This window comes from Pseudomonas sp. Pme6b (assembly GCF_058129925.1).
Genome location: NZ_CM176704.1, coordinates 3,003,385 through 3,027,420 on the forward strand (window position 1 = coordinate 3,003,385; position 24,036 = coordinate 3,027,420).

The 24,036-nt window shown below is 57.8% G+C and carries 24 protein-coding genes, 2 tRNA genes and 4 pseudogenes; 14 read left to right on the top strand and 16 right to left on the bottom strand.

The annotated features are described in order from the left end of the window. The first annotated feature begins 56 nt into the window (after window positions 1-56). Window positions 57-347, top strand: a complete 291-nt coding sequence (locus AC4ANE_RS13630; RefSeq protein ID WP_031595592.1) for a DUF1330 domain-containing protein — start codon at window positions 57-59, stop codon at window positions 345-347. Window positions 348-398: 51 nt separating this feature from the next. Here AC4ANE_RS13630 and AC4ANE_RS13635 read toward each other — a convergent pair whose 3' ends face one another. From AC4ANE_RS13635 to AC4ANE_RS13660, 6 genes and pseudogenes are all read right to left on the bottom strand, one after another. Beyond that, window positions 399-962, bottom strand: coding sequence for an NUDIX hydrolase (locus tag AC4ANE_RS13635; RefSeq protein ID WP_002553604.1), 564 nt, complete (start codon window positions 960-962; stop codon window positions 399-401). 1 nt (window position 963) lies between these two features. After that, complete coding sequence (locus tag AC4ANE_RS13640) at window positions 964-1,716, bottom strand: GntR family transcriptional regulator (protein ID WP_002553605.1); 753 nt, start codon at window positions 1,714-1,716, stop codon at window positions 964-966. A gap of 188 nt (window positions 1,717-1,904) precedes the next feature. Further along, window positions 1,905-2,389: pseudogene (locus AC4ANE_RS13645) on the bottom strand (flavin reductase family protein). A 13-nt stretch (window positions 2,390-2,402) separates the two neighbouring features. After that, window positions 2,403-3,884: an aldehyde dehydrogenase gene (locus tag AC4ANE_RS13650; protein WP_002553607.1), complete on the bottom strand. Its 1,482-nt coding sequence runs from the start codon at window positions 3,882-3,884 to the stop codon at window positions 2,403-2,405. Continuing rightward, window positions 3,881-4,729 carry an alpha/beta fold hydrolase gene (locus tag AC4ANE_RS13655; RefSeq protein WP_002553608.1) on the bottom strand — a complete coding sequence of 283 codons (849 nt, stop codon included), beginning with the start codon at window positions 4,727-4,729 and terminating at the stop codon, window positions 3,881-3,883. Before AC4ANE_RS13655 ends, AC4ANE_RS13650 begins: the two co-directional genes overlap by 4 nt. Window positions 4,730-4,778: 49 nt before the next feature. Further along, the gene (locus AC4ANE_RS13660) at window positions 4,779-5,270 is read right to left on the bottom strand and encodes an amino acid synthesis family protein (RefSeq protein WP_460408976.1); all 492 of its coding nucleotides are present in this window, start codon (window positions 5,268-5,270) and stop codon (window positions 4,779-4,781) included. On the opposite strand from AC4ANE_RS13660, the pseudogene AC4ANE_RS13665 reads away from it, so the two are divergent. The 4 genes and pseudogenes from AC4ANE_RS13665 to AC4ANE_RS13680 all read left to right on the top strand — a co-directional run. Beyond that, window positions 5,232-5,783: pseudogene (locus tag AC4ANE_RS13665) on the top strand (zinc-binding dehydrogenase); the annotation flags it as partial. The gene AC4ANE_RS13660 and the pseudogene AC4ANE_RS13665 sit on opposite strands and share 39 nt — an antisense overlap. A gap of 105 nt (window positions 5,784-5,888) precedes the next feature. Beyond that, complete coding sequence (locus tag AC4ANE_RS13670) at window positions 5,889-6,749, top strand: SDR family oxidoreductase (RefSeq protein ID WP_002553611.1); 861 nt, start codon at window positions 5,889-5,891, stop codon at window positions 6,747-6,749. Between the two features lie 232 nt (window positions 6,750-6,981). After that, on the top strand, window positions 6,982-7,377 hold the full coding sequence (locus AC4ANE_RS13675; RefSeq protein WP_005733403.1) for a low affinity iron permease family protein: 396 nt from the start codon (window positions 6,982-6,984) through the stop codon (window positions 7,375-7,377). Between the two features lie 43 nt (window positions 7,378-7,420). Continuing rightward, window positions 7,421-8,851 (top strand): NAD-dependent succinate-semialdehyde dehydrogenase, encoded by a 1,431-nt coding sequence (locus AC4ANE_RS13680; RefSeq protein ID WP_002553613.1) that lies wholly within the window; start codon window positions 7,421-7,423, stop codon window positions 8,849-8,851. Between the two features lie 72 nt (window positions 8,852-8,923). On the opposite strand, the gene pbpG is transcribed toward AC4ANE_RS13680, so the two are convergent. Continuing rightward, window positions 8,924-9,859, bottom strand: a complete 936-nt coding sequence (gene pbpG / locus AC4ANE_RS13685; RefSeq protein WP_002553614.1) for a D-alanyl-D-alanine endopeptidase — start codon at window positions 9,857-9,859, stop codon at window positions 8,924-8,926. A 267-nt stretch (window positions 9,860-10,126) separates the two neighbouring features. Here pbpG and AC4ANE_RS13690 point away from each other — a divergent pair, with 267 nt between their 5' ends. Then, window positions 10,127-10,687: a hypothetical protein gene (locus AC4ANE_RS13690; protein ID WP_005757910.1), complete on the top strand. Its 561-nt coding sequence runs from the start codon at window positions 10,127-10,129 to the stop codon at window positions 10,685-10,687. A gap of 96 nt (window positions 10,688-10,783) precedes the next feature. On the opposite strand, the gene AC4ANE_RS13695 is transcribed toward AC4ANE_RS13690, so the two are convergent. Together AC4ANE_RS13695 and AC4ANE_RS13700 are read right to left on the bottom strand one after the other, a co-directional pair. Next, window positions 10,784-10,966, bottom strand: a complete 183-nt coding sequence (locus AC4ANE_RS13695; protein ID WP_005733406.1) for a hypothetical protein — start codon at window positions 10,964-10,966, stop codon at window positions 10,784-10,786. A gap of 172 nt (window positions 10,967-11,138) precedes the next feature. Next, window positions 11,139-11,495 carry a hypothetical protein gene (locus AC4ANE_RS13700; RefSeq protein ID WP_002553616.1) on the bottom strand — a complete coding sequence of 119 codons (357 nt, stop codon included), beginning with the start codon at window positions 11,493-11,495 and terminating at the stop codon, window positions 11,139-11,141. 210 nt (window positions 11,496-11,705) lie between these two features. On the opposite strand from AC4ANE_RS13700, the gene AC4ANE_RS13705 reads away from it, so the two are divergent. Further along, on the top strand, window positions 11,706-12,521 hold the full coding sequence (locus AC4ANE_RS13705) for a shikimate 5-dehydrogenase (protein ID WP_002553617.1): 816 nt from the start codon (window positions 11,706-11,708) through the stop codon (window positions 12,519-12,521). 40 nt (window positions 12,522-12,561) lie between these two features. Here the strand turns inward: AC4ANE_RS13705 and AC4ANE_RS13710 are convergent, their stop codons facing one another. Further along, window positions 12,562-13,224 carry a YceH family protein gene (locus AC4ANE_RS13710; RefSeq protein ID WP_002553618.1) on the bottom strand — a complete coding sequence of 221 codons (663 nt, stop codon included), beginning with the start codon at window positions 13,222-13,224 and terminating at the stop codon, window positions 12,562-12,564. Window positions 13,225-13,378: 154 nt separating this feature from the next. Here AC4ANE_RS13710 and AC4ANE_RS13715 point away from each other — a divergent pair, with 154 nt between their 5' ends. Continuing rightward, a complete protein-coding gene (locus tag AC4ANE_RS13715) occupies window positions 13,379-13,888 on the top strand; it encodes a DUF1993 domain-containing protein (protein WP_002553619.1) in 510 nt (169 codons plus the stop codon). Between the two features lie 210 nt (window positions 13,889-14,098). Continuing rightward, window positions 14,099-15,253: an MFS transporter gene (locus AC4ANE_RS13720; protein ID WP_460408978.1), complete on the top strand. Its 1,155-nt coding sequence runs from the start codon at window positions 14,099-14,101 to the stop codon at window positions 15,251-15,253. On the opposite strand, the pseudogene nhaR reads toward AC4ANE_RS13720, so the two are convergent. After that, window positions 15,250-16,152: pseudogene (nhaR, locus tag AC4ANE_RS13725) on the bottom strand (transcriptional activator NhaR). The gene AC4ANE_RS13720 and the pseudogene nhaR overlap by 4 nt on opposite strands. A 132-nt stretch (window positions 16,153-16,284) precedes the next feature. Here nhaR and AC4ANE_RS13730 point away from each other — a divergent pair. Both AC4ANE_RS13730 and AC4ANE_RS13735 read left to right on the top strand, forming a co-directional pair. Next, window positions 16,285-16,521, top strand: coding sequence for a hypothetical protein (locus AC4ANE_RS13730; protein WP_460408979.1), 237 nt, complete (start codon window positions 16,285-16,287; stop codon window positions 16,519-16,521). A 43-nt stretch (window positions 16,522-16,564) separates the two neighbouring features. Then, entirely contained in the window at window positions 16,565-17,323 is a 759-nt protein-coding gene (locus AC4ANE_RS13735; protein WP_460408981.1) for a TerC family protein, read from the top strand. Window positions 17,324-17,420: 97 nt separating this feature from the next. On the opposite strand, the gene AC4ANE_RS13740 is transcribed toward AC4ANE_RS13735, so the two are convergent. Then, window positions 17,421-17,603 (bottom strand): hypothetical protein, encoded by a 183-nt coding sequence (locus AC4ANE_RS13740; RefSeq protein WP_002553624.1) that lies wholly within the window; start codon window positions 17,601-17,603, stop codon window positions 17,421-17,423. A 219-nt stretch (window positions 17,604-17,822) separates the two neighbouring features. Between AC4ANE_RS13740 and AC4ANE_RS13745 the strand changes: the two genes are divergently transcribed. Continuing rightward, window positions 17,823-18,518, top strand: coding sequence for a peptidase C39 family protein (locus AC4ANE_RS13745; protein ID WP_031597430.1), 696 nt, complete (start codon window positions 17,823-17,825; stop codon window positions 18,516-18,518). 59 nt (window positions 18,519-18,577) lie between these two features. On the opposite strand, the gene AC4ANE_RS13750 is transcribed toward AC4ANE_RS13745, so the two are convergent. Then, a complete protein-coding gene (locus tag AC4ANE_RS13750; RefSeq protein ID WP_002553626.1) occupies window positions 18,578-19,861 on the bottom strand; it encodes an NAD(P)/FAD-dependent oxidoreductase in 1,284 nt (427 codons plus the stop codon). 181 nt (window positions 19,862-20,042) lie between these two features. Between AC4ANE_RS13750 and AC4ANE_RS13755 the strand changes: the two genes are divergently transcribed. Together AC4ANE_RS13755 and AC4ANE_RS13760 are read left to right on the top strand one after the other, a co-directional pair. Continuing rightward, window positions 20,043-20,119 (top strand) — tRNA-Val (locus AC4ANE_RS13755). A 166-nt stretch (window positions 20,120-20,285) separates the two neighbouring features. Continuing rightward, a tRNA-Val gene (locus AC4ANE_RS13760) sits at window positions 20,286-20,362 on the top strand. A 735-nt stretch (window positions 20,363-21,097) separates the two neighbouring features. Here the strand turns inward: AC4ANE_RS13760 and istB are convergent. From istB to AC4ANE_RS13775, 3 genes and pseudogenes are all read right to left on the bottom strand, one after another. Continuing rightward, window positions 21,098-21,901, bottom strand: coding sequence for an IS21-like element ISPsy20 family helper ATPase IstB (gene istB, locus AC4ANE_RS13765; protein ID WP_031598096.1), 804 nt, complete (start codon window positions 21,899-21,901; stop codon window positions 21,098-21,100). Continuing rightward, window positions 21,894-23,393 (bottom strand): IS21-like element ISPsy20 family transposase, encoded by a 1,500-nt coding sequence (gene istA, locus AC4ANE_RS13770; RefSeq protein WP_122302115.1) that lies wholly within the window; start codon window positions 23,391-23,393, stop codon window positions 21,894-21,896. The genes istB and istA overlap by 8 nt, the downstream gene beginning before the upstream one ends. Before the next feature lie 81 nt (window positions 23,394-23,474). Continuing rightward, window positions 23,475-23,954, bottom strand: a pseudogene (locus AC4ANE_RS13775) (alcohol dehydrogenase catalytic domain-containing protein); the annotation flags it as partial. Window positions 23,955-24,036: the final 82 nt, after the last annotated feature.

The following is a 24,036-nucleotide window of genomic DNA, read 5'->3' on the forward strand; positions in this document are numbered from 1 at the left end:
ATACCATAAGACAGAATATTTCACAGATTCCCCATCATTGAAACAGTGAGATCACGATGAAGGCTTATTGGATTGCACACGTCGATGTAACTGACTCTCAGCAGTACACTGAATACACCCAGCGTGCCCCGGCAGCGTTCGTGTTGTTTGGTGGCAAATTTCTGGCGAGGGGCGGGCGTTCCGAAGCGCTGGAAGGGCGTGCGACGCCACAACGCACGGTGATTATCGAATTCGAGTCGTACGAGCAGGCAGTTGCGTGCTATCACTCGCCGCAATACCAGAACGCCATGAGCCATCGACAGGGCGCAGCCAAGGCCGAAATCGTGATAGTCGAGGGGCAGCCTTGAGCAGCAGGCAAAATCCAGGTGCGGCCCGGACTGCTTCGCCTGGAGCTGCACTTAACGAATAAAATGCACCTTGCCGGTGTCGTCGTTGCCGATGTAGATGCCATACACCCCCGCCTGACGCTCTTCGATATAGCGTTCCAGTATCTGGCGGATGGCGGGGTAATAGATGCTGTCCCACGGGATGTCTTCAGGGGCGAAGAATTGGTAGTCCAGGGTTTCCGGGCCGAACTGGCCGGTGACTTCCAGGGCGATGGCACGGAACACGATGTAGACTTCGCTGATCCGCGGCACGCTGAAGATGGAGTAGGGCGAGACGATTTCGGCAAGCACTCCGGTTTCTTCCCAGACCTCACGCAGCGCCGCCTGCTCGGTGGTTTCGCCGCTTTCCATGAACCCGGCAGGCAGTGTCCAGGTGCCGGGGCGCGGCGGTATGGCGCGTTGGCACAGCAGATATTTGCCTTCCTGCTCGATGATGCAGCCGGCAATGATCTTCGGGTTGACGTAATGAATGTACTGGCAGCCGCCGCATATCAACCGCGCGTGGGTATCGCCCTCGGGGACGCGCTGAGCCAGGTCAGCGCATCCGCATTGAGGGCAGAAGCGCGGTGTGACCATGTCAGCGCCCTATGCGGGGTTCTTTGAGTGCCACGGGCGCGATGATTTCGCGGACTTTGGTGTCTTCGTCCTGCTTGGATTTCAAATATTCCAGTGCCACGCGTGCGGCGTTGCGCACGTGATCGACCGAGGCCTGATGCGCGGCCATGGGGTCGCCGCTCTTGATGGCCTCGACCATCAGTTCCATTTCCTTGTTGCTCGCACCGCGGCGGTTTTCCTGGGAGACCGAGGTGGCGCGCAAATAGCTGATGCGCGCCTGCAACTGACGCAGCTGCGTTGCGGCGACGTGATTACCGGAGCCTTCCAGCAGCACATCATAGAAACCCTGAACCGAATCGATCACTTGCTGCAGCTCGCCTTCCTTGAGCGCCTGGCGATTTTCCTCCAGGGCTTTTTCCAGGGCGCGAATGTCCTTGGGCTTGGCGCGCAGGGTGAACAGCTGAACAATCAGGCCCTCCAGTACGCACCGCAGCTCGTAGATATCGCACGCGTCTGCCAGGGTGATAATGGCAACGCGCGGGCCCTTGGCATCGGCGAACTCGACCAGGCCTTCGGATTCCAGATGGCGCAGCGCCTCGCGCACCGAGGTGCGGCTGACGCCCAGACGGTCACACAGATCACGCTCGACCAGACGATCGCCCGGCAGCAGCTGAAAATTCATGATCGCGCTGCGCAGCTTGTCCAGCACAATCTCCCGCAGGGTGACGGGGTTGCGGTTGACCTTGAAGGTGTCATCGAGTGGCAGGCGTTTCATCGGGTGTGCTCGGAATGGGGCTGTCAAAGTAAAAACGTGACTGGAAACCGTGGCTGGAAACAAAGTCTCGCTCATGTCGGCAGCCCACGAACCACGCGGGCTGCTGCATGGCCCGGACGGATGAACCCGGGTCGCGGCCGAGTTTATCACGCCGATGCCTGCAACCACCAAAACCGCCCGGCGCAGCCTCAGACGATGGCTGGCAGTGCGCCCATCTTGCCGCGGTGATAAACCATTGGTGTGACTGGTACAGCGGGCAGGATCAGGTTTTTCACTGCGCCGACAATGATTGCATGATCGCCACCGTCGTATTCGCGCCACAGCTCGCATTCAATGATGGCGGTTGCCTTGCCCAGCAGCGGGTTGCCCAGCTCGCTCAAGTGCCACTCGATGCCTTTGGTCTTGTCCTTGCCCTTGCTGGCGAACGCATAGGCTTCGACCTGCTGGTCGGCAGACAGCAAGTGAATGGCGAATTTTTTGCTGTCGCGCAGCACCGGGTAAGTGTCCGATGCGTAGTTGGGGCAGAACAGCACCAGCGCCGGGTCGATGGACAGCGCACTGAACGCACTGGCGGTGATACCGACCAGATTGCCCTCGGGGTCCAGCGTGGTGACAATCGTGACGCCTGAAGGGAATGACGCCATGACTTTTTGTAGATACTCGGTTCGATCATCGCAGCGGCCTCGTTAACGCATGACAAATGGATCAGGCATGGGCGCCTGCGAAAGGTTGATCCACACCGTTTTCAGTTCGGTGTAGGCCAGTACGGAGTCTATCCCGCTCTCGCGGCCGTAGCCGCTGTTTTTGAAACCGCCGATAGGCGCCATGGCCGACACGGCACGATAGGTGTTGACCCAGATGATACCCGAGCGAATATCCCGCGCCAGGCGATGCGCACGGCCCAGGTCACGGGTCCAGATTCCGGCAGCCAGGCCGAACTGTGAGTCGTTGGCAATGGCCAGCGCCTCCGCTTCGTCCTTGAAACGAATCACCGATGCCACCGGGCCGAACACTTCTTCCTGCATGATTTTCATCGAGTTGCGGTCGCATTCGAACAGCGTAGGTTCATAGAACCAGCCTTTGCTGTCCAGCCTCGGGCGCTTGCCGCCCAGACGCAGGCGTGCACCTTCGGCCAGCGCGTCCGCCACCAGGCCTTCTACCACGGCCAGTTGCTGGGCTGTGGCCATCGGACCCATTTCGGTAGTTTCATCCTGCGGATTGCCGATCCGGATACGACTGGCGCGCTCGGCCAGGCGTTCAATGAACTCATCGTAGATTTCGTCCTGCACCAGCAGTCGCGAGCCGGAAACACAGCTTTGCCCGGACGCTGCATAGATGCCTGCGACCGCACCATTGATAGCACTGTCCAGATCGGCGTCGGCGAAAATGATATTCGGTGATTTTCCGCCGAGTTCCAATGACAGTTTGGCGAAATTCTCGGCGCTGCTGCGTACCACGTGGCGAGCCGTGGCCGCGCCACCGGTAAAGGCAATCTTGCGCACCAGCGGGTGGCGGGTCAGTGCAGCGCCTGTTGTCGGGCCGTAACCGGTGATGACGTTGACCACGCCGGGCGGGATACCCGCTTCAAGCGCCAGCCGCGCCAGCTCAAGCACGGTGGCCGAGGCGTGTTCCGATGGCTTTAGGACGATGGTATTGCCCGCCGCCAGCGCCGGGGCCAGCTTGATGGCGGTCAGGTACAACGGGCTGTTCCACGGAATGATTCCGGCGACCACGCCCATCGGCTCATGCACGGTGTAGGCGAACAGGTCCGGCTTGTCGAGGGGCAGGGTGCCGCCCTCGAGCTTGTCAGCCAGCCCGGCGGTGTAATGAAAGAACTCCGGCAGGTAACTGACCTGACCACGGGTTTCGCGAATCAGCTTGCCATTGTCGCGGCTTTCCAGCTGCGCCAGTTGCTCTTTGTTATCTGCAATCAGGTCGCCCAGTTTGCGCAGCAGCTTGCCGCGTGCCGTGGCGGTAAGGCCTCGCCACGCTGGGCCCTCGAAGGCTTTCTGAGCAGCCTGCACAGCACGTTCGACATCGGCTTCGTCGGCGTCGGGCAGTTGCGCCCACGGTTCAGCCAGCGCCGGGTTGAGGCTGTCGAAAGTCTTGCCGGACAACGCATCGACCCATTGGCCGTCGATGCACATCTGAAAGCGGGTAAGGCTCATGCAACTATCCCCTTGATCGAGTTGTGGGCAGTCGCCAATTTGTCGAGACCGGTTTTTTCAAAGAAGTCGAGTAACACCTGGTTGACCAGGCGCGGCGACTCAACCGGCATCATATGGCGTTGATCGGGCAGTATCGCGACTTCGGCACCGCTGATGCGCATGGCCAGCTCACGGGCCATTTCCGGCGTTGATCCAGGGTCAAGTTCGCCAGTGGCAATCAGAGTCGGTGCGCGAATATCGCCCAGATCTTCGGCGCGGTACATATCCTGGGTAGCAAACAGCTTGTAGGTAGTCAGGTAGCCTTGCGGATCGTTACTGGCCAGATTCTGCCGAATGGCCGCAATCTGCGCCGGGTTGGCCGCCTGATACTCACGGCTGAACCAGCGTGACAAAGCTTCGCCTGCGTTAGCGTCCGGCCCGTGCTCGGCGGCCTGGCTGGTGCGCGCAATGACGCCTGCACGCTGTTCAGGGCTGCGGTTGAACACGCTGTTGAGAATCACCAACCCGGCGAGAAGCTTCGGAAACTCCAGCGCGAATGCCCTGGCCACCAGCCCGCCCATCGAGAAGCCGACAACCGTCGCCTGGGGCAGTTGCAAATGCTCCAGCAACTCACGAAGTTGCTCGGCATAGCCCGGAAGGCCAGTGTCCGGGTCCGGACGCGGGCTGGCACCATGGCCGAGCATGTCATAAGCGATTACCTGATAATTCGTGGCCAGGCCAACGATCTGGCCGCCCCACATTTCCTTGTTCAGGCCCACCCCGTGAATCAACACCACGGGGTGACCTTGGCCGGTAGCCAGATAGCTGGTACCCGCCGGGGTGTGTTCAGCGGTGAGCTGAATCATGGACCGCTCCTGCGCAGAGGTTAAGAAGATTGATCGCAGCTTTTTGCGATTACTGAGCCTTTTCGGCAGCCAGTTCTTCCAGGTCGATATAACGATTGCCGATCCGCGGGTGCAGGCGTCCGCCGTTGGCGGCACCGAGGACTACGATGATTTCGTCGGCACGGGGCGAATCTTCGATGTGCATCTCCAGCGTGATGTAGTGCGAGCGCAGGCCTTCATCATCCTTGTGCATCATCGGAATCTGGATGGACGTGCCTGGGCCACCGCGCTTATTGGTAAAGCTCAGGTAGCTCTTGGCCTTGACCGCTTCGCGGTAGTGGTTGCCAAAGCGCAAGGTATGGATCACCGCCGAAGCGTGTTCGATTTCGCCTTCCGCCCCGACCACTGCAGCCTTGCCGTAGGCCTCGATGTTCTGCGCGCCGCCAATCGCATCGGTGAGGCGCTTGACCATCAACTCGCCCAGTGCGGAGCAGTTGGCGCGAATCTCCGGTTTCAGGTCTTCGACAAGGGTGCTTCGCAAGTATTCGTGGTCGACAACCACCCGGATCGCCTGGCACTTGCAGCGAAAATGGGCGCGACGCCGATCAATTCGCTGGAGCAGGGTGCGGTGGATCAGATTCTCAATCTGACCAATGGCAAAGGCACCGATCGTGGTTGCGAGTGCGTGGGTTATCAGTGTTGCGACCGTCATGGGCATGAGGCCAATCACGTCACCATGAACAACCTCGTGGCCTCGACCAAGGCCACTGGCGGTATCGGTGTCGTGGGTGTTTTCGTGCCACAGGACCCGGGCGCGCATAACGATCTGGCGAAGGAAGGCAAAATGGCCTTCGATTTCGGCTCGTTCTGGTTCAAAGGCCAGCAGATTCGCACCGGACAGGCCAACGTCAAAGCCTACAACTGTCGCCTGGCCGAGTTGATCCACCATGATCGGGCCAAGCCTTCGCAGATCATTTCCCATCGTCTGAAACTTGAGGAAGGTCCTGCGGCCTATCAGCATTTCGACGCGCGCGATGAAGGTTGGACCAAAGTGGTTCTCAAGCCGAGTGCCTGATCGCTGCAACTGATCAACCCCCTTGTCGTCTTTGGCCGTGCCCGGCGACAAGGGGCAGCGCTATTTTTTCAGTCAGTTTTTATTGAGCCAGGGAGATTTATTCAGATGAACGAAGAATACCCAAAGCCACCGTTTGCCAGTCAGCCGCAAGAGGTTCCAGGGTTGCAGGGTAAGATGGACCCTTATCCGGATTGCGGCGAAAAAAGCTACAAGGGCTCCGGGCGCCTGCAGGGCAAGATTGCATTGATCACCGGTGCCGATAGCGGCATCGGTCGCGCTGTCGCCATAGCCTTTGCACGAGAAGGCGCGCAGGTTGCAATCTCGTACCTGAACGAGCATGAAGACGCGGAAGAAACCAAGCGCTGGGTCGAAGAGGCCGGCAGGAAGTGTCTGCTGTTGCCGGGTGATCTGGCCCAGAAGCAACAGTGCGAAGACATCGTGAGCAAGACGGTGGCTGAATTTGGCCGTATCGATGTGCTGGTCAACAACGCCGCGTTCCAGATGAATCACGAGACGCTGGAAGAAATCTCCGACGAAGAGTGGGTCAAGACCTTCGATATCAACATCACTGCGATGTTTCGTATCTGCAAAGCCGCGGTCCCGCATATGCCGAGGGGTGGTTCGATCATCAACACCAGTTCGGTCAATTCGGACATGCCCAAACCGACGCTGCTGGCGTATGCGACCACCAAAGGCGCGATTGCCAATTTCACCGGTGGCCTGGCGCAGTTGCTGGGCGACAAGGGTATCCGCGTGAACAGCGTGGCCCCTGGCCCGATCTGGACGCCACTCATCCCGGCGACCATGACCGACGAAGACGTCAAAAGCTTCGGCAGCGAGACCCCGCTGGGCCGTCCAGGTCAGCCGGTGGAAGTTTCGCCCATCTACGTTTTGCTGGCCTCGGACGAAGCCAGTTACATTTCCGGCTCGCGCTATGCAGTGACGGGCGGCAAGCCGATCCTGTGAATTCATAGAACGTTTGTGCGGTTGAAGCGGTGCCCGGCGGGTGCCGTTTCTCCCGCATCAGGCGTGATATTTCAGGCGCGATGAATGGTCCGGTGTCACTGTGGATACACACCTTTCCGGGTTTGAATAGGCATTGAAGCCTGTCAGTAAGCTGAACGGATCCAACTGTTGCAAGAAATTTCAATGCGTTAGCGGTGTCCATGTAAGACATTCCGTGTTCAGGCAGTTGTTAATGAAGTTCTCCAGATTTTCCCAATCCCTTTCGAAATGGGCCGGCAGCCCGGCCACTTTTGCTTCAGCCGTCGTGCTTATTTGTCTCTGGGCATTCACCGGCCCGTGGTTTCACTACAACGATACCTGGCAGTTGATCATCAATACGTCGACTACCATCATTACCTTCCTTATGGTGTTCTTGATCCAGAATACGCAGAACCGTGACAACGACGTCTTGCACCTGAAAGTCGACGAGCTGTTGCGCGTGACCAAGGATGCGCAGAACTCGTTGCTGAACCTCGACGGCCTCACGCAGAAGGACCTCAGGGCCCTGCGCAAGAAATACGAAGCCATGGGCGGCGAGCACGACATCGAGGCCCCTTTGCCAATGGCTGGTGCCGAGCAGCGAGTCTGATCGCTCAGTAACGCCGTTTTTTCAATTACCTATGGAGATTTTCATGTATCCAGACGTACAGCTTTATATCGATGGCCAATGGCGCGCGAGCCGCGATGGCCGTTCCATTCCGGTCATAGACCCTGCAACCGGCCAGTCGCTGGGCAGTGTGGCACATGCCGGTATCACCGACCTTGACGAAGCCCTGGCGGCGGCCGAGCGTGGCTTTGCCACCTGGCGCGCCACCTCGGCCTATGATCGCTACAAGCTGATGCAGAAAGCCGCGAACCTGATTCGCGAGCGTGCCGACAACATTGCCCGGATCATGACCCAGGAGCAGGGCAAGCCCTTGACCGAGGCGCGGATGGAAACCCTTTCTGCCGCTGATGTCATCGACTGGCTGGCCGAGGAAGGGCGTCGCAGCTATGGCCGTATCGTGCCTTCGCGTGGCGTGGCCATTGAGCAGAAGGTCGTCAAGGAGCCGGTCGGTCCTGTTGCGGCGTTCACACCGTGGAATTTTCCGATCAATCAGGTGGTGCGCAAGTTGTCGTCTGCACTGGCAGCCGGGTGCTCGATCATCGTCAAGGCTCCGGAAGAAACTCCGGCGTCGCCTGCCGAGCTGATTCGGGCGTTTGCCGATGCCGGTGTTCCGGCAGGCGTGATTGGTCTGGTCTACGGTGATCCGGCTGAAATCTCTGGCTACCTGATCCCGCATCCGGTGATTCGCAAGGTCACGTTTACCGGTTCGACACCGGTCGGCAAGCAACTGGCTGCGCTCGCCGGGAAACATATGAAGCGGGCAACCATGGAGCTGGGTGGTCATGCGCCGGCACTGGTGTTCGATGACGCTGATATCGACCTCGCTGCGCGCGTGCTGGCCACCGCGAAGTTCCGCAATGCCGGACAGGTCTGCGTATCGCCGACGCGGATTCTGGTGCAACGCAAGGTGCTGGATGCGTTCACCGAGAGATTTGTGGGCCTGACCCGCGAGATCAAGGTCGGCAACGGTCTGGAGGCGGGCACCACGATGGGGCCGGTAGCCAACGAGCGACGTATTCCTGCGCTGGTCGATCTGATCGAAGACGCTGTGCGTGGCGGTGCAACCCTGTCTGCCGGAGGCAAGGCTGTCGAGGGGCCGGGCTATTTCTTCGAGCCAACCGTATTGAGTGGCCTGACACCGCAAATGCGCATCATGAACGAAGAACCTTTCGGGCCGGTTGCGCTGCTGGTGCCGTTCGACACGGTTGAAGAGGCTATTGCCGAATCCAACCGGGTGCCGTTCGGGTTGGCGTCCTACGCGTTCACGACCTCGATGAAGACCGCTCAGGCGCTGAGTACTTACATTGAGGCGGGCATGCTGTCGATCAACCATCAGGGTATCGGCTTGCCGGAAGTCCCGTTCGGCGGGATCAAGGATTCCGGTTACGGTTCCGAAGGCGGCACCGAGGCCATTGAGGCTTACCTGAACACCAAGCTGGTCACTCAGTACAACTGAGTGCGCAACGGGTAAATAAAAACGGTCGCGATGTGCAAGCATCGCGACCGTTTTTTTTGGCGCACGTACCCGTCAGTCTTTGGCCTGAATACCGGTCTGTCTCATGACCAGATTCTTTTCTTTCTTGTACTGCAGGGCAACTTCAGGTGCCGGGCCGCTCTGGCCGGTTTCCATCCACTTGCGTATACGGCTGGCGTCAGCGAAGTGGGTGTACTTGCCGAAAGCATCGAGAATAACCACGGAAACCGGACGATTGGCCATGCTGGTCAGCAGCACAAGGCAGTGGCCGGCCTGATTGGTAAAGCCGGTTTTGGTCAGTTTGATATCCCAGTTGTCCTTGCGCACCAGGTGGTCGGTGTTGCTGAAACCCAGGGTGTAGGTCGGTTTGCGGAACGTCACCGTCTTTTGCTCGGTGGTGCTCAGTTCACTGAGCATCGGGTATTTGCGTGCCGCCATCACCAGCTTGGTGAGGTCGCGTGCGGTGGATACGTTGTAAACCGACAGGCCGGTAGGTTCGACATACGCGGTATGTTTCATGCCCAGTGCCTTGGCCTTGGCATTCATCGCCAGAATGAACGCGGGATAACCACCGGGATAGCTGTGCGCCAGGCTCGCCGCAGCGCGGTTTTCCGACGACATCAGGGTGATCAGCAACATGTCGCGGCGGTTCATTTCGCTGCCGAGTTTAACCCGGGAGAAGACACCTTTCATTTCCGGGGTCTGGGAGATATTGACCGGTATGACTTCGTCCATCGATTGTTTGGCATCAAGGACTACCATCGCGGTCATCAGTTTGGTGACCGAGGCAATTGGCACAATCACGTCCGGGTTGCTGGAGTACAGGACCTTGTCGGTTTGCAGGTCGATGACCATTGCGCTGCCTGAGGCGAGGTGCAGATTGGAAGGATCACGATTCAGAACAGCGGATTCGTTTGCCAGCGTGGTAGTGGAAAGCGCCGGGCCGGTAAGTACAAATAATAGGCCCAGAAGAGACAGACGAATTTTCAAGAGCAAGGCTCACTCGATAAAGGTGGTAATGGAAGGGATCGCGTCAAAACGCTGCATTTTATGAGCAGACTTTGCGGTATGTCGATGGGTGTCGTAGGGCGTTTCATTAATAAATGCAGGAAACGGGATTTCGTTAAGTTGCGGTTAAGTGGCTTTTTGCTCTCAAACCTGTTTAAAACCGAACCACAATTGAATAGTCGTGGTGTGAAAGGCCTGCACCGATTAGCATTCCATGCCATTCAGGTCACCGATTCAAGGAGTCATGCAATGCTCAAGGGGTTTGTCAGCAAGGATTACGCAGTATTGGTGATCATCGCTTCGCTGGTTGTCATCCTGCTGCTGGGTGTCGGCTTTACATCACGCCCCAGTGACTGGGCAGGCTGGATGCAGGCCATTGGCCTGATCGTCGGTTTGATGGTTGCCGTGGCTGTACCCGCCATTCAGCGCAAGCAGGAAGCGGAGCAGGCGCGCAAGCAGGTACGTGACCGCGAAGTTGGCTACGCACGGCGCATGCAGTATCTGTGTGGCGAGCTAAGCGAATTGCAGGGCCGTATCAGTCTCAACCTGACGCACCTACGCGCCACTGACCGGCACAGCTTGAAATACACATTGCAGGATTACCTGCATCGTTTGTTCGAGTCTCACAAACAGGACCTGAACGATGATCGCGTGGTGCTGGCTCACGAGTTGCGTCAGGTTGCCAATGACCTGATCGATGAACTCGACAGTGGTCGGACCGATCGTGTGGTGTTCATGGCACTGGAAAAGCGCCTGCAGAAGCTGGCGCATCGTTGTCAGGTCAATGCCGCTATGGCCGAGCGCGGCTGAGGCGGATCGTCTGCTTTCCCTGGCTCAAAAAAAGCCCGCCTTCAAAGAGGCGGGCAAGGGGATGTGCGGAGCAACGCACGAGGTTCGCAGAAAAAATCAGCTGTTGAGGGGCTGGCACTGCATTCGTCGGGACAGCTCTTCGGCGACAGGCAAAGACGCCAGAGGGCCGCTGACCGGCTCGCCATCCTGAATCAGGTACCAGCAGGCCAGCAGACCTCGCTCTCTGAGCGGCGCTGGAACTGCACTGCCGACGACGGACATGATGTGTACCTTGGTCATAACTGCCTCCTCAATCCATGCCGCTACTGTAGTGGCCGATCGGGAAAGGTAGAAATCGACAGTCTCAATAGTGGTCATTGATAGCAACGAGGGTCGGGCACATTGCATCGGCAGGCGATAGTGTGAGCACACCAATGAAAAACCCGCCTGAAGAGGCGGGTTTTTTGTTCGGTTACCAGCGGCCGCGTGGCGGGCCGTAGTAATAGCCCGGGCCTGGGGGTGGCCCGTAGCGATGGTAGTAGCCTGGCGGTGGAGGCGGTGGGTAGCGCTCGACAACCTGGTAGACCGGGGCCGGCTGATAATAGACCGGTGGTGGTGCGTAGTAGACCGGCTGTTGTTGCACATAAACCGGCTCGCGCTCTACGTACACGGTTCTATCGCGACTTGAAGATACCGCCGCCCCGACAACGGCAGCGCCTACGATAGCACCTACCACGGCAGGGCCACCCCAGCCACGGTCAGCATTCGCCTGGCCAGCAAGGGCCAGGGCACCTACAAACAAGGCGATCTTGGGGATTTGACGAATCATGATTGTTCCTCGCTCTCAACCCGTTGTCGCGCGCCTGCATCACTCTCAAGCACTGCCACGGGATAACACTATGACATCGAAATTGTAAGAATCTGCGAAAGTGCTGAGTAAATTTTATGTAAGGTGTGCGGCGCGTGTCCTCGCGTTCACTGGTGCGTAGCATACGCTTTTATCGAATATTCAAGCCATTACCGTCTGGAGGAAACCCGTATGCCCATTACTGCAAACAGAGACACATTGTTGTGCATGTCCATGGCCGCCCGTCCCGGCAACTTTGGCGTGCGTTTCCACAATCATCTTTATCAGCAGTTGGGCCTTAACTTCTATTACAAGACCTTCTCACCCAATGACCTTGCCGCTGCCGTGGCGGGTATTCGGTCGCTGGGGATACGTGGCAGTGCGGTTTCGATGCCGTTCAAGGAAGCCTGCATTGAACTGGTCGACGAACTTGATGCTTCCGCCGCCGCCATCCAGTCGATCAATACCATCGTCAACACCGACGGGCATTTGAAGGCGTTCAACACGGATTACATCGCGGTTGCGCAACTCATGGAGAGCCACGTCGTCCCTCGTAGCGCATTTGCCCTGCGCGGCAGCGGGGGCATGGCCAAGGCGGTTGCGTTCGCGTTGCGCGATGCGGGTTTCACCGATGGCCTGATCGTGGCCCGCAACGAGCAGGCCGGTCGACGCCTGGCCGAGGCGTGTGGCTTTCGCTGGCAGGCGGAGCTGGGAAGCGCGCGACCACCTTTGCTGGTCAACGTCACGCCGCTGGGCATGCAAGGTGCCCAGGCTGACGAGTTGTCGTTTGACTTGCAGGCCATCGATGCGGCCGAGACGATTTTCGATGTGGTGGCCACCCCGGCCGAAACGCCGCTGATCCAGGCTGCACGTCGCCTGGGCAAGCGCGTCGTGAGCGGCGATGAAGTCGCGGCTATCCAGGCACTGGAACAGTTTGTGCTGTATACCGGCGTCCGCCCGACCGATGAGCAGTATCAACAGGCTGCGGCGTTCGCCAGGGCTGTATAGCCTTAGCCTGCGCGCCGGGCCGGACGGGGAACGCCGGGCATCACTCCAGTCTGGCAAGGCGCTCTTCAAGGGCAGCGACGCGCGCTTCCAGCTCATCAAGACGCTGGCTGGCAGCCGGGTTTGCCGCATTACGCTCAGGCGCGTGTTGTCGGGCTGCAAGCAGCTCTTGCAGATCATCCGGGTCGCCCAGCAGGTGCATGTAACGATCTTCCCGTTGACCGGGCTGGCGGGGTACGAGCATCGCCAGGCTTCTGGCGATGAGCCGTTCCAGTTGATGGATGAGTTGCTCGCTGTCCTCGAAATCGTGCATACGGTGACTGCGCGTGAGCAGTTCGCTGACGGTTTGCGGGCCGCGCAGCAGCAACAGGCCGGTCAGTATCACCTGCGCGGGGACCAGCTCAACGGCCTTGTCGACCCGGTGCTCCCAGCGATCAGCGCGACTGCCCATCACCAGACGCGTCAGGCCTCGACCCTCAAGAGCGCGCAGGCTCTGCCCGACCTGGCCCGGAGTCAGACTCATGACCGGATCGCGACTGGTCTTCTGGTTGCAGGCAAGTACCAGTGCATTAAGGGTCAGCGGGTAGGTTTCCGGGTTGGTCGCCTGTTTCTCGATCAGGCAGCCCAGAACACGCACTTCAGAGCTGTTGAGGTGCAGGGCGTCGGCATTCGGGGAGGATTCGGAGGAGGACGATTCAATGGACATGACGCTTCCCTGAGTGATGGCGGTGGATCAGCGTAGGGCGTGGCGCACATTATTGCCAGTGTCTGTTGCACTGATCTGCAGGGTCGCTGAAAAGTGTCACGGTGTTTGCCATCAGGTGGGTCTATAATTGCGCCTTTCTCAATCAGGATATGTCATGTCTATTTCCCTGTACGCCGCTTCCATTCCTGTCTTTCAGCAAATGCTCAATGCGCTGAGCGATGTTCTGACCAAGGCCGAAGCCTACGCGACCGAGAAGAAAATCCAGCCGCCAGCGCTGCTGCAGGCGCGTCTGTTCCCGGACATGTTGCCTTTTACCCGTCAGGTGCAGATTGCCGTCGATTTTGCCAAGGGTGCTTCGGCCCGCCTGGCAGGCGTCGAGATCCCGCAATACGATGACACCGAAACCACCTTTGCCGAACTGCAGGCACTGCTTGCCAAGACGCTTGCGTTCATCGGCAGCATCACGCCCGAGCAGGTCGACGGCAAGGAAGGTATCGAAATCGTCCTGCGTCCCGGCACCGAAAAGGAAAAGCGTCTGAACGGTCAGGCTTATCTGCTCAGCTACGCCTTGCCGCAGTTCTTCTTCCATGTCACCACCGCTTACGACCTGCTGCGCCATAACGGCGTTGAAATCGGCAAGCGTGACTTCATGGGCAAGTTCTGATTCTGAAAAGTGCGGGGCTGAAGCCTCGCTGATCTTCTTGTCCCTCGGCGTTATGCGCAAATCCAACTGACTATCGTGCCAATGCTCCGCATTGGCACGCATTGGCTGACGCAGAGCGTCACGAAATGCATTACCACGCGGAGCGTGGCAACGAGAGTTGTTGGGGTGTCAGCCCTGTTTTTCGGGCTGTAGTGTTGTTCTGGAGTATTCATGTTGTTGCCCATACTTCTGTTGTCGGCCGCCGGTTTTACCGTGCTGACCACAGAGTTCGTCATTGTCGGTCTTTTGCCTGCGGTTGCCCGCGATCTGGATGTCACGGTTTCGCAAGCGGGGCTGCTGGTCACCCTGTTCGCATTCACGGTTGCAGCGTTCGGTCCTTTTCTGACCGCTTATTTCTCGCGTTTCGAGCGCAAGCGTCTGTTCATCAGCATTCTTGTGCTATTCGGCTTTTCAAATCTACTGGCAGCGCTGGCACCCAATATTGCCGTGATGGGGCTGGCGCGGCTGATTCCTGCGTTGGGGCTGCCGGTGTTCTGGGCACTGGCCAGTGAAACCGCCGTGGACATCGTCGGGCCGCAGTTCGCTGGTCGGGCGATTGCCAGAATCGGTTTCGGCATCGTTTGCGCCACTGTGTTCGGCATTCCCATCGGCACCCTGATTTCCGATGCTTTCGGCTGGCGCAGTGCGTTTCTGGTGCTCGCCGGCCTGGCATTTGCCAAGGCACTGTTGCTGGCGGTCTATCTGCCACGGACGGCGGCGAAGAAAAACCCGGTGTCGATCCTCAGCCAGTTCGGCATTTTGCGCAGCCGGATGATGCAGGGGCATGTGCTGCTGTCGGTACTGGTATTCAGCGGCATGTTCACCGCCTACACCTATCTGGCGGACATGCTGGAGCGTCTCGCCGGGTTCGACGGCAGCCTGGTGGGCTGGTGCCTGATGGGGTTTGGCGCGGTCGGCTTGCTCGGAAACTCGCTGGGCGGGCGCATGGTTGACCGGCATCCGCTGATTGCCAGCCTGGTATTCTGCGCCTTCATGGTAGTCGGCATGGTCGCTGTGGTGCCCAGCATTCATTCGGTGTTCGCCTTACCAGTCGCGCTGGCAATATGGGGTATCACCCAGGCCGCCTTGTTTCTGGTCAGTCATGTCCGGTTGATCAAGGCCGCGCCGCAAGCACCTGCGTTCGCGGCGTCGCTTAACATCGCCGGAGCGAATCTTGGCATCGGCATCGGTGCGATGATCGGCGGCAGGGTCATCGATCATCTCGGTCTGGGTAACGTCGGTTTTGCCGCTGCGGGCATTATCGTTCTTGCGATTGTGCTGGCAGTGCTGCTGATCAGATGTGATCCCGGCCCGCTTGCCGCCTAACCTGCGTCGGTAAACAGCTGGTTTCGTGCGCTTTCGGCGATGGCGACAACGCCGGGGTGTTTGACCTTGCGCTACACGGTGATGGCGTAGAATGATTCGGTCACCGCATCAGTGTGGCCTATCAGTTGTACGCCATACTGGCTCTGCACCTCATCGGCGATGACGCTGGGTGCAACAAAGACACCGCTGCCGGATTTGCCAAACGCCTTCATCAGCGCACTGTCATCGAACTCGCCGATGATGCGCGGCTGGATGCTCTGTTCGGCAAACCAGCGCATCAGCCTGCCGCGAACGACGGTTTCCTGGCCTGGAATCAATAGCGGCGCACCGTGCATGCACTGCGGAAAGCCACTTCCGATACGTTCTGCCACTTCACGGGTCGCAAAAAAGCTGACCCCGCATTCTCCCAGTTTCTGGCTGTAGCCCTTGATATCCAGGTGCTGCGGCATGGGGCTGTCCGAGATCACCAGGTCCAGACGCTGGATTGCCAGGTCTGCCAGCAGCCTTTCCAGTTTGTCTTCCCGGCAGGTGATGCGAATGGACTCGCTGAGGTTCATGGTCGGGGCAATCAACCGGTACACGATGGACTTGGGCACCACATCAGCTACTCCGATGCGCAACAGCAGTTGCTGCTCATCGGGCTGCGAGCGCAGCAGGTTTTCCAGATCATTGCCCAACTGAAACATCTGTTCGGCGTAAGGCAGGGCCAGGCGACCCGCTTCAGTCATTTCCAGTTGCCGGCCTACGCGCTGGAACAGATCGACACCCAGTGACGCCTCCAGCAGGCTTATCTGTCCGCTGACAGTCTGCGCGGTGAGATTCAACTGCTCGCAGGCGCGCACGATGCTCCCGGTTTTGGCTACTACCCAGAAATAGTGAAGCTGACGGTAATTAAGCATGATCTCTGCCGGTTCGGTAAAACCGAAGTATAAGCCTTATAAAATCGAATTTTCCGTATGTTTCAAAATGTCTAGAATCTGCTTCCAACGCCGGGCTGAACACGCCGCCCAGCCTTGCTTAACGAGGAAGCCATGAATAAAACCCTTTACGCTGCACTGCTGGGCTGCTCGCTGCTGGCAATGGCAGGATGCGATCAGATAGAGTCATCCACCAAGCATGTGGTGAATGCAGCAGCCGACACTGCAAAACAGGCGATTGACGAAACACATCAAGCCGCAACCAAGGCGATTGATGAGGCAAAACAGGAATTTTCAGTGCAGCAGCCACCACAAAGCTCGGCTGAAACCGAAAATACGACCGATAAATAAATCTGACTTACAACTAATATTGGCTCAGGCAGGGCAGTGATCTATGGAATACCTATTGGAACTCGCAACAAGTCCGGCAGCCTGGATCGCGCTGGCAACACTGGTGGTCATGGAAGTCGTATTGGGTATCGATAACCTGATCTTCATCTCGATCATCACCAACAAGCTCCCTGAGCACCAACGAGAAAAGGCCCGCAAACTGGGTATCGGTATGGCGCTGGTGATGCGCCTTGGCTTGCTCAGCACCGTGGCGTACATCGTGCAACTGACAGAGCCGGTATTCGAGGTGTTCGGCCAGGCGTTCTCGTGGAAGGACATGATCCTGATCGCTGGTGGCCTGTTCCTGGTCTGGAAAGCGACGACGGAAATTCACCACAGCATGGACGTCAAGACCGAAGAAGAGAAAGCCCTGGGTTCGGTTGTGGCATTGAGCATGAGCGCGGCCATCGTGCAGATCCTGATGCTGGATCTGGTGTTCTCCATCGACAGTATCATCACTGCCGTGGGCATGACCGAACACTTGCCTATTATGGTCATTGCTGTAATCACTGCCGTCGTCGTGATGCTTGTTGCCGCCAACCCGCTGGCGAAGTTCATCAACAATAACCCGACGGTGGTCATGCTGGCCCTGGGCTTCCTGATCATGATCGGTATGACGCTGATCGCCGAAGGCTTTGGCGCTCATGTGCCCAAGGGCTACATCTACGCTGCCATGACCTTCTCGGCAGCCATTGAAGGCCTGAACATGCTGGTACGCAGAGCAAGACGTAAAAAGGCTGCTGCTCAGGTGTCCGCGCACTGATAGCAGGCCAGGCTGAAAAAAGGTCGACCCGGGTAACCGGGTCGACCTTTTTGCATTTCCACTGCCGACAACTTTATTCGAGCGGCACAACGAACTATCAGCTGGCCACAGCAGCGGCTACTTTGACAGCCTTAACCAGGTTCGGCCGTTTTGCCGCAGGTGGCGATGCACTGCGCGGCTGGTGATGGCGACGGGATATGCGCATTACGCCCCACAGCATGGCACTGGCTACAGCAAGCCACGAAGCGAGCAGCATCACGATTGTCAGTTCCAGGCTCATAAGTGCCTCCACATTCCTGCTTTTGTTGCGGTCTTGATAACTGACAGTCTAGTACGGGGCATGTTTCGGTTAATTGACCAGTGGCGCAGGGCTATGAACTATTTTCTCCATTCGGCCCGATGAGCCGCAGTGCCTGACTATACCCTGAACCCCCAGAGCTCTATGATCGGTGTCCAGGCCGGGTCGTGGGTTGCCCGGCATCAGTTGAAGCGAGTGAACATCTTGTCGGTCTCTTTCTATTCCGGTACTGCCGGTGCATTACGTTCATGGCTGGTTTTAGCCTTTCTCATGGGTCTTGTCGGCTGTTCTTCAATGGTCACGCCCGAGATGAAACGCCTTCCGGACCGGGTCGAACTGACGTCGGTCCCGTTCTTCCGGGGTAACGCCTACCAGAGTGGGCCAATGGTGCTGGCAAGCATGCTGGCCAACCAACAGGTACAGACCACGCCCGGCTTGCTCGACAAGCCGCTGCAACTGCCAGGTGCCGAAGACCGGCTCGAACAGAATATGCAGAAGGTTGCGCGGGAATACGGCTTCATGGTCTATCCGCTTGATGGTCAATTACAGGACCTGCTGACTCAGGTGTCGGCGGGCTATCCGGTCATGCTGCGCTTTGCCCAGGGCTCTGCACTGTGGAAGAGCCCACGTTATGCCGTGTTGATTGGTTACAACCGGGTAAAGGAGACGGTGTTGTTGAATGCAGGCATGGATCGTCGCTATTCAATGAGTTTCAGCCGCTTCACATCGGCGTGGAAAGAGGCCGGCAGTTGGGCGGTGCTGGTTCAGTCGCCCCGGCAGCTGCCCGCCAATGTCGATCAGCAGCGCTGGTTGCAGGCCGCTGAAGCTTTATCGAAGTCCGGACAGGAGCAGGCGGCGGGCGAGGCGAAACGAACATTGGCACGCGGCGTTAAATGAAATAAACGCGGCACAAATAAAAACGGCACCGATAAGGTGCCGTTTTACTGTCAGCGAAGTTAAAAACCCAGCCGGTCACGCAGGCTGTAATACCAGGCGCCCAACGCAGTAAGCGGGGTGCGCAGCATCTGTCCGCCGGGGAAAGGATAGTGGGGCAGGTCGGCGAACGCATCAAAGCGCTCTGCCTGACCGCGCAACGCCTCGGCCAGTACCTTGCCCGCCAGATGCGTGTAAGTCACGCCGTGTCCGCTGCAACCCTGCGAGTAATAGATGTTGTCGCCAAGCCTGCCAACCTGAGGCAGGCGAGACAGGGTCAGCAGAAAGTTGCCGGTCCATGCGTAGTCGACCTTCACATCCTTGAGCTGTGGAAACGCCTTGAGCATCTTCGGCCGGATAATGGCTTCGATGTTGGCGGGATCTCTGGCACCGTAGACCACGCCGCCGCCGAAGATCAGGCGCTTGTCGGCGCTGAGGCGGTAGTAATCCAGCAGGTAATTGCAATCCTCGACGCAGTAATCCTGCGGCAGAAGTGTTTTGGCCAGTTCATCGCTCAGCGGCTCTGTGGTGATCACTTGAGTGCCACAAGGCATCGACTTGGCAGCCAGCTCCGGAACCAGATTGCCCAGATAGGCGTTGCCGGCCACGATGATGAATTTCGCGCGGACCTTGCCTTGCGCCGTATGGACCACAGGGCTGGCACCGCGCTCGATGCGAATGGCCGCCGACTGCTCGTAAATCGTGCCGCCCAGGGTTTCGACTGCGGCCGCTTCACCCAGCGCCAGATTGAGCGGGTGAATATGGCCGCCGGTCATGTCCAGCAGCCCGCCGATATATTGATCACAGGCAACGACTTCGTTGATCCGGCGCTTGTCCATCAGCTCAAGGCCGGTGTGGCCGTAACGCTCCCACAGTCGCTGCTGGGCTTCCAGATGCGCCAGTTGCTTGCCGGTCAGCGCTGCAAATACACCGCCATCCTTCAGGTCGCACTGGATACCGTAGCGGGAAACCCGATCACGAATGATGGATGCGCCCTCAAAGGCCATCTGCCCCAGCAACTGCGCCTGGCGTGGCCCGACGGTTCGCTCGATCACATCAATGTCACGGCTGTAACTGTTGACGATCTGCCCGCCATTACGCCCCGACGCGCCAAAGCCGACTTTTGCCGCTTCCAGCACCGTGACCCGGAATCCATTCTCCAGCAGGAACAGCGCACTCGACAGGCCTGTATAGCCAGCGCCGATGACGCACACGTCGGTTTCGACTTCACCCTGCAACGCTGGACGTTCCGGGGCGGCATTGGCTGAAGCGGCATAGTAGGACTGCGGATAGGGCGTATTTGCCATCCTGAGACTCCGTTTAATATTCTTGACGATGGGGGGATCGTACCCGAGAACCAAAAGCTCTGCCAGCAACAGGCGAAAAGTGTCATTCCCTGCCAACGGGCAAAAAACGCTGTAATTCATAGGCTTAGAGAAAAAACAGATTGACAGGTATCTGAATATCCGTAGAATGCCGATCCACAGCAGGCACGTAGCTCAGTTGGTTAGAGCACCACCTTGACATGGTGGGGGTCGTTGGTTCGAGTCCAATCGCGCCTACCAGATAAAATCCGCTCTGCTGGGCGGTAAGAAAAGGGTCAGCCGAAAGGCTGGCCCTTTTTTGTCTCTGGGTGCTGAACCCCAGGGTAAAAATTTCGCGTATTCAGAGAGTTACTGCAAAAAAGAATTTGACAGGCATTCGAATATCCGTAGAATGCCGACCCACAGCAGGCACGTAGCTCAGTTGGTTAGAGCACCACCTTGACATGGTGGGGGTCGTTGGTTCGAGTCCAATCGCGCCTACCAGATAAAATCCGCTCTGCTGGGCGGTCGAGAGGGGGAATCCGAAAGGGTTCCCCTTTTTTGTTCCTTGAGAAAACGTTCACAATCTATAGGCATCGTTCACACACTGCAATGGGAACGTCCGTTCTCGTTCAAATCGTCGTTCACACGAACGTTCACACCTCATTCACAGTGGCATTCACACGAGTAAATGTGAACGACCATACCTAAGCTACTGATCTGTATGACTTGAACACCTTCTTGTTAAGGTGGTGCTCATTGTTCGTGGCCTCACAATGGCAGGCTCCTAACCAACTGAGCTACGTGCCTGCTGTGGGCTGGACGCTATCCAATCCCTCTGTAGAGTTTTCTTAACGCTCAAGGGGCAGGGCTATTTCTGTGTGCGTGGGGTCATCAAGGCGAGGGGTGGGCAGGGGGGGGTTAGGGGTTGTCCTTTCTTATGCATTGCTGGTCAGGAATTTCTGGTAGAAATGCTGGCAGTCTGATATTTAGGGGCAAAGGTCTCAGCAGGTAGGACGCTATGTACACAGGGTTTTGGATTCGTGATCAGCACATATTTGGCCCGCAAGGCTATACATGTTGGCGCTGATTGAAAACTGACCCACCCTGCCGATTGAAAATTGACCCAGGACGGATTGCTGATTTTTGCCCCAGCAATTGTGGATAAGCTTAGCAGCAGTGTTCCGATTGAAGACGCATCAAGCCCCACCGCATGCAGCAGGGCATTTATGGTGCGGATCAAAATGGCTCATCGTCCTCGATATCATTTCCGTCCTTTCGCTTTCGTTCGCGTGTTTTGATCTTTGTCTGGGCAGCCAATGTGCTGTGTTGTAGGCGGTAGGACTCGTTGCCCGTTTCGACGATGTGGCAGTGGTGTGTCAGCCGATCCAGCAACGCGGTGGTCATCTTGGCGTCGCCAAACACACTCGACCATTCCGAGAAGCTCAGGTTGGTGGTGATGACCACGCTGGTGTGTTCGTACAGTTTGGACAGCAGGTGAAATAACAGGGCGCCACCGCTTTGGCTGAAGGGCAAATATCCGAGTTCATCCAGTATCACCAGGTCTGTGCGCAGCAGTGCCTGGGCGATTCGCCCTGCCTTGCCATCGTACTTCTCACGCTCCAGCAGATTCACCAGATCCACCGTGGAAAAGAAGCGCACGCGTTTGTTGTAGGCCGTGATTCCGGATACAGCCAAGGCACTGGCCAGGTGTGTTTTCCCGGTGCCAGGGCCGCCGATGAACACGACATTCTGCGCGGTTTCAGTGAACGCCAAGCTGGATAGATCGCTGACCAGCCGGGCATCAGCGCTGGAAGCGCTGAAGTCAAAGCCAGCTAAGTCACGGTGCATGGGGAGTTTTGCCATGTTCATCTGATGATTCACCGAGCGCACCGCGCGATCCGCATGTTCCTGCTGAAGCAGATGTTCCAGCAGCCATTTCGATGAAGCCGTCGACGCTGTTCCTTGAGAGACCAGTTCTTCCCAAGCACTGGCCATGCCGTGCAGGCGCAGTTCTTTGAGTTCAGTCATTAGGTCACGCATTGCGATTCTCCTCATCGGTCGTACGGAGCCGGTCGTAGCGTGCTGTATTGGCAACCGGCGCCACTTTGAGTTGCAGGCTGGTTTCTACACAGGGAGGTGGTGCGGTGGAGGTCAGGCGGGCAACGACATTGAGGATGTGATCGGCGCTCAGACTTCCCGATTCAAGTACCAGCTCCACCGCCACCAGCACTGGTTCGAGACCGGCGATGGGCACAGCAGCCAGTACCTGCATCATGATTCGATCACCGTTGGTGTGACGCCTCAGTCCGCGTTTAAGAAGCTGTAACGGTTTTGGCAGATCAGCAAATGGAGCGCCATTGCGCAGTGCACCAGGCTTGCGTTCGATGAGTGGGATGTAGTGCTGCCAGTCAAAACCGATCTGATCTCGATCAAAGAGGCGCTCGTGACTGGCGATCACCGTTTCGTCGGCAATGACCACGATTCGCGAAGGGTACAAACGGCTGCTGACCCATTGACCCACACGCTCGCAAGGCACCGAATAACGATTGCGCGCCACGCTGATCAGGCAGGTGCTAGAGACACGGACGGTGCGTTCCACGTAGCCATCAAAGGCCGTCGGCATCGGCATCATTTCAGCCTGCTCCAGCTCCAGGACTTCTGCCACCGTCAAACCGTTGTACTGCGGATGTACAAGTTCAGCCCAGAGCGTACGACAGCGTTGGCCGAGCCAGACGTTCAGCTCCTCGAAGGTATGGAACATGCAATTTTGAGCATCGAGCCAGATTCGCCTCCGGCTGTCTTGCACGTTCTTTTCGACGATGCCTTTCTCCCAGCCAGAGGCCACGTTGCAGAAGTCCGGATCGAACAGATAGTGCGCGCACATCACGGAAAACCGGGCATTGACCGTGCGGCCTTTGCCTTTGTTAACCTTGTCGACAGCCGTTTTCATGTTGTCGTAGATGCCGCGACGTGGCACGCCACCCAACGCTCCAAACGAACGTGTATGGGCATCAAACAGCATCTCGTGGCCTTGACTGGGGTACGCAACCAACCAGAACGCGCGACTTGCGCACAGCTTCATATGGGAGACCTGGATACGTCGAAACAGGCCACCGATCAGCAGGCCTTCTTCGCTCCAGTCAAACTGAAAGGCCTCACCGAGGGCAAAAGTCAGCGGTACAAAAGCGCGTACAGACTTGCCTTGCTCGCACCGCCAAGAGCGGACAAACGCCGTGAGCTGGCTGTAACCGCCGTCATAACCCTCGGCCTTGATCTGCTCAAAAAGTGCCTTGGCGCTCCTACGGTTGTGTTTTGGCCGGAACGAATCAGCCTTGAGCGCCTGCTCTAAGGTCTCGTGAAAAGGGTTGAGCTTATTGAAGGATGCGCACCGTTGGTACGCTGGTTGATTGGCTTCGGGCGCTCTGACCCATTTTCGGATGGTGTTTCTCGACAGCCCGGTACGCTTGGCTATCTGATGCAGCGAGAGCTTGTCGCGGAAGTACATCCGCCGGATTTTTCCCAACATTTCCATGCTGATCACCCTGTGTTCTCCTGCTCAAAAAGTGAGCAGAAGCAGTTGAACACCTGGGTCAGTTTTCGGTCAGCGGCAACAACCTGCGCACAACAGCGGCGCGACGGCGGCCAGATTGGCGTCGTGAGAGATGCGCAGGACGAACTTCTCCTTGACCACGATCTTGTCGGAGTAGCCGCCGAAGGTGTTCTCGCCGCCAAATACCGGGCCGGTGTAGGTTCCTGTGAAGCCGCTCTCGCAATATTGCTCGTCACCCTCTGCGCAGGGTGTACATTGCTGGCAACTGTCTACCATGCAGCCGACACCCGCGAGGTCGCCGACCTTGAAATGTTTGACGTCTGCACCGACTGCCGTTACCCGGCCAACGATTTCGTGGCCCGGAACCGAAGGATAGAGTGTGTTGTGCCACTCATTGCGTGCGGTATGCAGGTCCGAGTGACAAACGCCGCAGTAGAGAATGTCGATCTGAACGTCTTCGGCACCGGGTGAGCGGCGTTCGAACTGATATGGTTTTAGCACTTCCTGAGCAGACTGCGCTGCGTAACTGTAAGTCTTGACCATGACTGTCACCTGTTCAGTGGGGGAAGAATATGTAACGCCGCGAGCAAGCATAGCCGAGCCCTGCTCATTCACCTTGGCGGTC

What these genes read in the sequence shown, in the direction of transcription:
- AC4ANE_RS13700 (WP_002553616.1), bottom strand. Translation starts at nt 11,495, where the DNA reads ATGATTCGTCAAATCCCCAAGATCGCCTTGTTTGTAGGTGCCCTGGCC.
- AC4ANE_RS13740 (WP_002553624.1), bottom strand. Translation starts at nt 17,603, where the DNA reads ATGAGCCTGGAACTGACAATCGTGATGCTGCTCGCTTCGTGGCTTGCT.
- AC4ANE_RS13710 (WP_002553618.1), bottom strand. Translation starts at nt 13,224, where the DNA reads ATGTCCATTGAATCGTCCTCCTCCGAATCCTCCCCGAATGCCGACGCC.
- istA (WP_122302115.1), bottom strand. Translation starts at nt 23,393, where the DNA reads ATGGAAATGTTGGGAAAAATCCGGCGGATGTACTTCCGCGACAAGCTC.
- AC4ANE_RS13640 (WP_002553605.1), bottom strand. Translation starts at nt 1,716, where the DNA reads ATGAAACGCCTGCCACTCGATGACACCTTCAAGGTCAACCGCAACCCC.
- AC4ANE_RS13655 (WP_002553608.1), bottom strand. Translation starts at nt 4,729, where the DNA reads ATGATTCAGCTCACCGCTGAACACACCCCGGCGGGTACCAGCTATCTG.
- AC4ANE_RS13670 (WP_002553611.1), top strand. Translation starts at nt 5,889, where the DNA reads ATGAACGAAGAATACCCAAAGCCACCGTTTGCCAGTCAGCCGCAAGAG.
- AC4ANE_RS13695 (WP_005733406.1), bottom strand. Translation starts at nt 10,966, where the DNA reads ATGACCAAGGTACACATCATGTCCGTCGTCGGCAGTGCAGTTCCAGCG.
- AC4ANE_RS13750 (WP_002553626.1), bottom strand. Translation starts at nt 19,861, where the DNA reads ATGGCAAATACGCCCTATCCGCAGTCCTACTATGCCGCTTCAGCCAAT.
- AC4ANE_RS13730 (WP_460408979.1), top strand. Translation starts at nt 16,285, where the DNA reads ATGAATAAAACCCTTTACGCTGCACTGCTGGGCTGCTCGCTGCTGGCA.
- AC4ANE_RS13705 (WP_002553617.1), top strand. Translation starts at nt 11,706, where the DNA reads ATGCCCATTACTGCAAACAGAGACACATTGTTGTGCATGTCCATGGCC.
- AC4ANE_RS13720 (WP_460408978.1), top strand. Translation starts at nt 14,099, where the DNA reads ATGTTGTTGCCCATACTTCTGTTGTCGGCCGCCGGTTTTACCGTGCTG.
- AC4ANE_RS13715 (WP_002553619.1), top strand. Translation starts at nt 13,379, where the DNA reads ATGTCTATTTCCCTGTACGCCGCTTCCATTCCTGTCTTTCAGCAAATG.
- AC4ANE_RS13680 (WP_002553613.1), top strand. Translation starts at nt 7,421, where the DNA reads ATGTATCCAGACGTACAGCTTTATATCGATGGCCAATGGCGCGCGAGC.
- AC4ANE_RS13635 (WP_002553604.1), bottom strand. Translation starts at nt 962, where the DNA reads ATGGTCACACCGCGCTTCTGCCCTCAATGCGGATGCGCTGACCTGGCT.
- AC4ANE_RS13630 (WP_031595592.1), top strand. Translation starts at nt 57, where the DNA reads ATGAAGGCTTATTGGATTGCACACGTCGATGTAACTGACTCTCAGCAG.
- AC4ANE_RS13690 (WP_005757910.1), top strand. Translation starts at nt 10,127, where the DNA reads ATGCTCAAGGGGTTTGTCAGCAAGGATTACGCAGTATTGGTGATCATC.
- AC4ANE_RS13650 (WP_002553607.1), bottom strand. Translation starts at nt 3,884, where the DNA reads ATGAGCCTTACCCGCTTTCAGATGTGCATCGACGGCCAATGGGTCGAT.
- AC4ANE_RS13735 (WP_460408981.1), top strand. Translation starts at nt 16,565, where the DNA reads ATGGAATACCTATTGGAACTCGCAACAAGTCCGGCAGCCTGGATCGCG.
- istB (WP_031598096.1), bottom strand. Translation starts at nt 21,901, where the DNA reads ATGCGTGACCTAATGACTGAACTCAAAGAACTGCGCCTGCACGGCATG.
- AC4ANE_RS13675 (WP_005733403.1), top strand. Translation starts at nt 6,982, where the DNA reads ATGAAGTTCTCCAGATTTTCCCAATCCCTTTCGAAATGGGCCGGCAGC.